We start from the raw sequence: 6,401 nt of genomic DNA, 5'->3' as shown, positions 1-6,401 counted from the left end.
TCGGTCTGTTCGTGGTGCATCGATCACCAACTTCTCCGCTCAGTCAGTATTCGCAACGCTCCAAACGTTGCTTTCAGACCGGCCAGATGCGATTTCATGTCCCAAATACCGAGGTGAATAATCCAGGCTTACGTTGCCGGACAACGTAAGTCTGATTGAGACTAAAAAAGCACACCCGATTTGGGTGTGCTTTTTATGTTTCTATGTGAGGTTTAGCCTCGTTAAAGTCATCGGTTAACGTAATAATTCGCGACGAATGGCGGCGAATTGCTGTGAAGAAATGCGGCCGGCTTGCATCTCGCGACGATACCATGCGATTTGCGCCTCGACAGATTCTTGACGTACAGCCACCCGCTGGCGAAGGCCGGCAAACAAAGTTACCGTACCCACTAAGAGCAGAATTAAGACGAGCAATAGACTGGATTGAATCATATGAAACCGCCTCCTTCACTGACCAGTATAGCACAAAGTCGCGCGCAATTTAATTAAAATTAAGGCAGAAGTCTCATGTTTTAATTAGACAAAAGGTTGCCTCTGTTTTAACGTCTTGAAGACGTATCGAATCCCGGACGTCGTGGGCTAGTTCTCGCGTTGTTGGAATGGGTGCCTGCGTTTAAGTCAATTTTATGGTTGAGTTGCGATACTGATCTCTGCAAAGCGCAGGCGGCGATTCGCCTGCGCGTCGGAAAGGATGTTATTGATGCAGATTTCAGATTGTGCCACATTGTTGAACCTCGATCAGCAAACGAAAAGCGCGTTGGAAGGTGACCATCGCGAGCTGCAAAGCCTGACGCCAGATACCCGTGAGGTGCAGCCGGGAGGGTGTTTTGTGGCGATTTCCGGCCACCATTTTGATGGACATCAGCATGTTCAAGAAGCCATCGCTAAAGGTGCGATCATGGTGGTGGTCGCGCATCCGGTTGCCGCCAGTGGCGCCTTGATCGTTCAGGTGCCCGACACGACCCAAGCACTGGCGCAGCTAGCGGTGGTCTATTTTGGCGACCCGAGTGCGAAGCTGAAGCTGATCGGGGTGACCGGCACCAACGGCAAGACGACCGTCACCCATTTGATCGCGCGCATCCTGACGATGGCGGGGCTGGACAGCGGGTTAATTGGGACGCTGGCAACCACTGGCGGCAAAAGAACGCACGCCGCGGTGAACACGACGCCAGACAGCTTCACCAATCAGCGATACTTAAGCGAGATGCTCGCAGCCGACAAACGTGCCTGTGCGATGGAAGTCTCCTCGATCGGCCTTGTGCAAGGGCGCGTGCGTGGGATCGATTTTGATACCGCGGTGTTCACGAATCTGACCGAAGATCACCTGGATTATCACAAGACGTTTGCTAATTATTTTGAAGCCAAGGCGTTGTTGTTTGAACAACTGGGCAATGCCTATCATCACGGCCGCAAGACTAAAACCGCCGTTATCAACATCGATGATCCTTATGGCCGCAAGCTGGTCGGTCGTACCGCTGCCAACGTCGTGACCTATGGCACGCAGGGACGAGGGATGCTACAGGCGCGCAACATTCACGTCGGGGTTCACGGGACGAAGTTTATCTTGCAGATCGCCGGGCACCATTATCCGGTCCATCTGCAATTGATGGGTAGATTTAATGTGTACAACGCACTGGCGGCTTTTGGGGCGACGTATGCACAAGGGGTCGCGCCTAGTACCATCATCTCGGCGTTAGAAAGTGTTGCCGGCGTTCGCGGTCGCTTCCAGGTCGTGCCGACACCAACCGATGCGACGGTGATCGTGGACTACGCACACACGCCCGACGGTTTGGCCAACGTGTTGGCAACGGTGCAGGCGTTTGCCAAGCGTCGGATCTTCTGCGTGGTCGGCTGTGGCGGAGATCGCGACGTCGACAAGCGCCCGCAGATGGCAACGATCGCGATCCAGCAGGCGACCGATCCGATTTTTACCGCAGACAATCCGCGGACAGAAGATCCGGAAAAAATTATCGATGCCATGGTCACCGGTCTGGATCCGACCACCTACACGCGGCTGAGCCACAGACGCCAGGCCATCACGTATGCGTTACACCAGGCTCGTGCCGGTGACGTCGTCTTGATCGCAGGCAAGGGCCACGAGACTTATCAGATCGTTGGTACCACCAAGCACCATTTTGACGATGCCGAAGTCGTCCGCCAATATTTTGCCGCGCATGAGGTGCCGCAACAGGCATAAAATTAAGGCTTGACCTGTAACGCGTTTCCGAAACTATGCTGAACTTGTCAATCAGACAAGGAGGAATTCATCATGTTCGGATTATTAAAAAAGCAAGTACTGGTCAATGTTACCTTGAAAGACCCAACGGAACTGACCGCGTTAGCACGGCTGGCAAGCTTCGCCGGTGAAAAGCTCGATCTGGCCAGCCAGGAATTGCGGTCAGGTTTTCTCGCCAGTGAAGCCCAAGGCGCGCACGTCATCGCAGACCACGTCGCGGTGACGCACGCATCCAGCGCCAGCGTCAAGCAGCCAGAGGTGGTCATGATGACTTTGGCAACGCCACTGGCTTGGGGTGAAAACGCACAAGTAGATACAGTGGTGGCGGTCGTCGTTCCGGCAAGCGGCGACACAGACGCGGTGTGCGCGCAACTGTTGGCTAACGTCGACGCGCAGCAGGAGGCGTTGAGCGCAAACGCAACGGCTGGTGAGTTGGAAAAGGTCCGGCGGCAGTTGCTGTAATTGTGCTATATTGAAGGTGAAAAGAGGTGAGACGATGGCAAACATTCGAGACATTGCGCGATTAAGCGGCTATTCGGTGGCGACGGTGTCGCGCGTCATCAACAATCGGCCCTATGTGTCCCAGCCGGTGCGTGAAGCGGTGTTAAAAATCGTCCGCGACCTCGATTACGTGCCCAACGCGGTGGCGCGCGACTTATCAGCCGGTCGCACCAAGACGATCGGCGTCGTCACCCCGATGCGCGACCATCCGTATTTCACCAGCCTGACCACCGCGATTACCCAAGAAGCCTTTGCTCGCGGCTTTCGGGTGATGTTACTACCGTCGCAATACGATGCCGTCATCGAACTGGATTACCTCGAACAGTTGCGGCGCAAAGCGTACGATGGACTGATTTTCACCTCTCACGCCATGGCGGTCGCCAAAATGCTACCTTACCTGAAATATGGTCCGGTGGTGCTGTGCCACGACCCCGAAGGCATCGCGATCCCGGCGGCCTATACCGATCGCGGTGAGACCTATCTGGAAGGCTGTCGTTGGTTGAAGGCACACGGTGCCAAGCGCATCGGGATGTTTTTGCCGCGCGACCCGGCGTTGTCTGCCACCAGCCAGGCGATGATCGATGCTTATCAGCAGGTGTTTGGCGTGCAACCGAAACCTGAGTGGTTAGCCGTTGACATCATGAAAAACGCTGACGGCTATACCGGTGCTCGGCGCCTGGCTGCGGCCAAGGTCGATGCTATCTTCACGAATGGCGATGACATCGCGGTAGGTGCGGCAACTTATTACCGCGACCATGGCATGCAAGTACCGCTGATGGTCGGCCAAGAAAATCAGCTTTCCGGCAAGTTGCTTGGCATTCCGACGATCGACCATCATTTTCGCCGCGTTGGCAAGCTCGCGTTGCAGCTGGCGATTGGCGAGATCACCGGTCAGCACGAGGTGGCATCGACATTCGTCACGCGTTCATGATACAATAGAAAGACTTAGACGTGCGGCGATGGCTGCACGCCTTTTGTTGACTTAAGAGGCACTTCGCTTTGGTTATCGTCGAGCTGCGTGGCGCAATGCGGGTACAGCTAGCTACGCTATCGAACTCGGAGCAAAGAACGCTCCAAGCACGTTAGCTAGGCTACCTGACCCGCAAAATGCGCGCCACTTCGCTCTGGTCATCGTCGAGCTATGCAAAGTAACGCGATTGCGTATAAGTCGTTCCGGTCGCGCGCGGCGATGCCGCACGCACCCAGCCCGCCTTATACACATCGCTAAGCCCGCTTTGCTTCGCTCTGGTCATCGTCGAGCTACGTGGCGCAATGCGGGTACAGCTAGCTACGCTATCGAACTCGGAGCAAAGAACGCTCCAAGTACGTTAGCTAGGCTACCTGACCCGCAAAATACGCGCCACTTCGCTCTGGTTATCGTCGAGCTACACGAAGGCAACGCGAGCACAAAATAATACCACGACAGTTGCGTTGCTTCGCTTTGCTTCGCAACTCCACTGCCGCGGCAATTATTTTGACTCGCTAAGTACGCCTTTGTTACGCTCTGGTTTATAGGAGAATTTATGGACTGGTTGTTGCGATTTATCAAAGGTATCTTCATCGGCTCTGGCTTTATCCTACCGGGGATCTCAGGTGGGGCGCTGGCGGCTGTGTTTGGTTTGTATGAGCGCCTGATTGGGTTCTTGGCGCATATCACCCGTGACTTTCGCGCCAATTTTTTATTTTTCTTACCAGTCGGGTTAGGCGGGGTGACCGGCGTCTTTTTCCTGTCGTTTGCTGTCAGTTTCTTCCTAGGGGCGTATGAAGCCCAGATCTTGTGGCTGTTTGTCGGCTGTATCGTTGGCACCGTGCCGGCGCTGTGGCGGGAGGCTGGTAAGCACGGGCGCCGTCGTTACCATCCATGGATGACCGCCGTCGCTTGTGGCGTGAGCTTAGCATTTTTGGTGATGGGAACACGGCTGTTTGATGGCGCCGTCGAGCAGAGTTTTGGCAATTGGTTGATTGCCGGAGGCCTGATCGCCTTGGGGATGATCGTACCGGGACTGTCACCGTCGAATTTTCTCGTGTACATGGGACTATACAAACCGATGACTGACGCGATCGGGGCCGTTGATTTGAGTGTGCTGTTACCGATGGCGTTAGGCGCCGTCATCTGCTTAGTTGTGTTGGCAAAATTGATCGACTGGGCGTTTGCCCGGTGGTATGCCGGCTTGTTCCATCTGATCTTGGGCGTGGTTTTCGCGTCGACGCTGATGATCATTCCGCTAGATTTCAACTATCTTAGCTTGGGTACCTTGGTGTGTGGCGGGACTTTCATTGCTGGGATCGTGGTTGGGTGGTGGATGAGCCAGCTTGAGACGCGGTACCAGGTGGCGTAACAAAACAGCGGTCGCATCAAAACATGACGTTTTGATGCGACCGCTGTTTTAGTCTAAATAATAGCAATAGATCACGATTTCACGATTGGCGGGCGGTTAGCGATCCGATCTTCCCGCGGAATATGGCCGAATTTTTCGGCATATTTATGGTAGAAGAAACTCTTGTTAGAGATCCCAACGTCGTGGCAGATCTCGCCGATGGGGATGTCGGTGGTTTGAATCAGTCGCCTTGCATTGCGCAGCCGCTCTTCGGTCAAGACTTCGCTGAAGGGACGCCCGGCTTCTTTGCGGAACAAGTTGCTGAGATAAGTGCGATTGTAGCTGTATTTCTCAGCGAGATCGTCGAGGGAGAGCTTGCGATAGTTGTTCTTGATGTCTTCCATGATCTTGTCAGCTAAAATCTGGCCGGAAGTTTGGGCGGCTTTGGGACGCTTATAAGTACGCATCAGTTGTGCGAGTAAGATGGCAAGCTCGGCTTGCATCACATAATCACAAAATTGCGGTTGCATGTAATATTCATCGATCAGCTGTGACAATGTCGTTATGGCACCGCTGGCTTGGGTCTGGGAGTTGGTAAAAAGATAATAGCGAGGTTTTCCGGTGCGTTTGGACTGCGGATTGGCCAAGAAGTCTTGCAAGGCCGTTTCTGAGGCGTTGATCTGGTCGAGAAAATCGACGGAAAGCAATTCATCGTCGAACAAGACGTTGATCATCAAATCATTGTTGTCGAGGGTGGCGATGCTGTGTTTGGTGCCGATGTCCAATAATAAGACGTCACCTTCACTCAGTTTGACGCGCTTGCCGTTGATGTATTCCGTCGCACAGCCGCGCAGCATGTAGTTGATTTCGAAGAACAAGTGGCTGTGTAGCGGATAAGGGGCGAAGCGGTTATGTTTGCGAATGATCAGGTGCCGTTTTGAAAAGAAATAATCGTTTAAGACCGGCGACTTTGCTTGCTTCGTGGCGAAAAGGTCAATCGCTGCTGGTGGAATGTCATCGTCGACTTGACTCGTCGCTTGTTGTCGACGTTCAGCAGCGGTGATGGATTGCAGTTCTTGGAACACTTTTACATTCACAATGTCGTCCTCCTGTATTTTTGTCCCACACATTCTGAATATGTGCTATTGCTAGAATAGCATGTAAGCGGTTAAATTTAAAGTGTATTCAGAACTAAACAGATTTGTTCACAAAGATTTCGTACAAATAATACGGCTTCTAGATGAGCAACAAAAGAAGAAGGTGATAGGGATAGCGCCCGCTGGATCTTTGTTAATCTTATCAAAACCTAGTGCAGAGATTACTCAGCAGAAAGTGTAACATGGGAA

6 protein-coding genes are annotated in these 6,401 nt (G+C 53.2%); 4 read left to right on the top strand and 2 right to left on the bottom strand.

Annotation, left to right across the window (positions count from 1 at the left end):
* Positions 1-234: 234 nt before the first annotated feature.
* A complete protein-coding gene (locus tag ACYVRB_RS08985) occupies positions 235-432 on the bottom strand; it encodes a hypothetical protein (protein WP_461214898.1) in 198 nt (65 codons plus the stop codon).
* A 268-nt stretch (positions 433-700) separates the two neighbouring features.
* On the opposite strand from ACYVRB_RS08985, the gene ACYVRB_RS08980 reads away from it, so the two are divergent.
* The 4 genes from ACYVRB_RS08980 to ACYVRB_RS08965 all read left to right on the top strand — a co-directional run bounded on the left by ACYVRB_RS08980 (position 701) and on the right by ACYVRB_RS08965 (position 5,076).
* Positions 701-2,197 carry a UDP-N-acetylmuramoyl-L-alanyl-D-glutamate--2,6-diaminopimelate ligase gene (locus ACYVRB_RS08980; RefSeq protein WP_461214897.1) on the top strand — a complete coding sequence of 499 codons (1,497 nt, stop codon included), beginning with the start codon at positions 701-703 and terminating at the stop codon, positions 2,195-2,197.
* A 72-nt stretch (positions 2,198-2,269) separates the two neighbouring features.
* Entirely contained in the window at positions 2,270-2,698 is a 429-nt protein-coding gene (locus ACYVRB_RS08975) for a PTS sugar transporter subunit IIA (RefSeq protein WP_461214896.1), read from the top strand.
* A gap of 34 nt (positions 2,699-2,732) precedes the next feature.
* Entirely contained in the window at positions 2,733-3,668 is a 936-nt protein-coding gene (locus ACYVRB_RS08970; protein ID WP_461214894.1) for a LacI family DNA-binding transcriptional regulator, read from the top strand.
* Between the two features lie 592 nt (positions 3,669-4,260).
* Positions 4,261-5,076, top strand: coding sequence for a DUF368 domain-containing protein (locus tag ACYVRB_RS08965; RefSeq protein WP_461214893.1), 816 nt, complete (start codon positions 4,261-4,263; stop codon positions 5,074-5,076).
* Between the two features lie 71 nt (positions 5,077-5,147).
* Here the strand turns inward: ACYVRB_RS08965 and ACYVRB_RS08960 are convergent, their stop codons facing one another.
* Entirely contained in the window at positions 5,148-6,152 is a 1,005-nt protein-coding gene (locus ACYVRB_RS08960) for an AraC family transcriptional regulator (protein ID WP_461214892.1), read from the bottom strand.
* Positions 6,153-6,401: the final 249 nt, after the last annotated feature.

The organism is Lacticaseibacillus boliensis (assembly GCF_054784775.1).
The sequence above is the reverse complement of the archived record's forward strand: the minus strand, read 5'-3'. Positions and strand labels throughout refer to the sequence as shown.

What these genes read in the sequence shown, in the direction of transcription:
- ACYVRB_RS08985 (WP_461214898.1), bottom strand. Translation starts at nt 432, where the DNA reads ATGATTCAATCCAGTCTATTGCTCGTCTTAATTCTGCTCTTAGTGGGT.
- ACYVRB_RS08970 (WP_461214894.1), top strand. Translation starts at nt 2,733, where the DNA reads ATGGCAAACATTCGAGACATTGCGCGATTAAGCGGCTATTCGGTGGCG.
- ACYVRB_RS08965 (WP_461214893.1), top strand. Translation starts at nt 4,261, where the DNA reads ATGGACTGGTTGTTGCGATTTATCAAAGGTATCTTCATCGGCTCTGGC.
- ACYVRB_RS08980 (WP_461214897.1), top strand. Translation starts at nt 701, where the DNA reads ATGCAGATTTCAGATTGTGCCACATTGTTGAACCTCGATCAGCAAACG.
- ACYVRB_RS08975 (WP_461214896.1), top strand. Translation starts at nt 2,270, where the DNA reads ATGTTCGGATTATTAAAAAAGCAAGTACTGGTCAATGTTACCTTGAAA.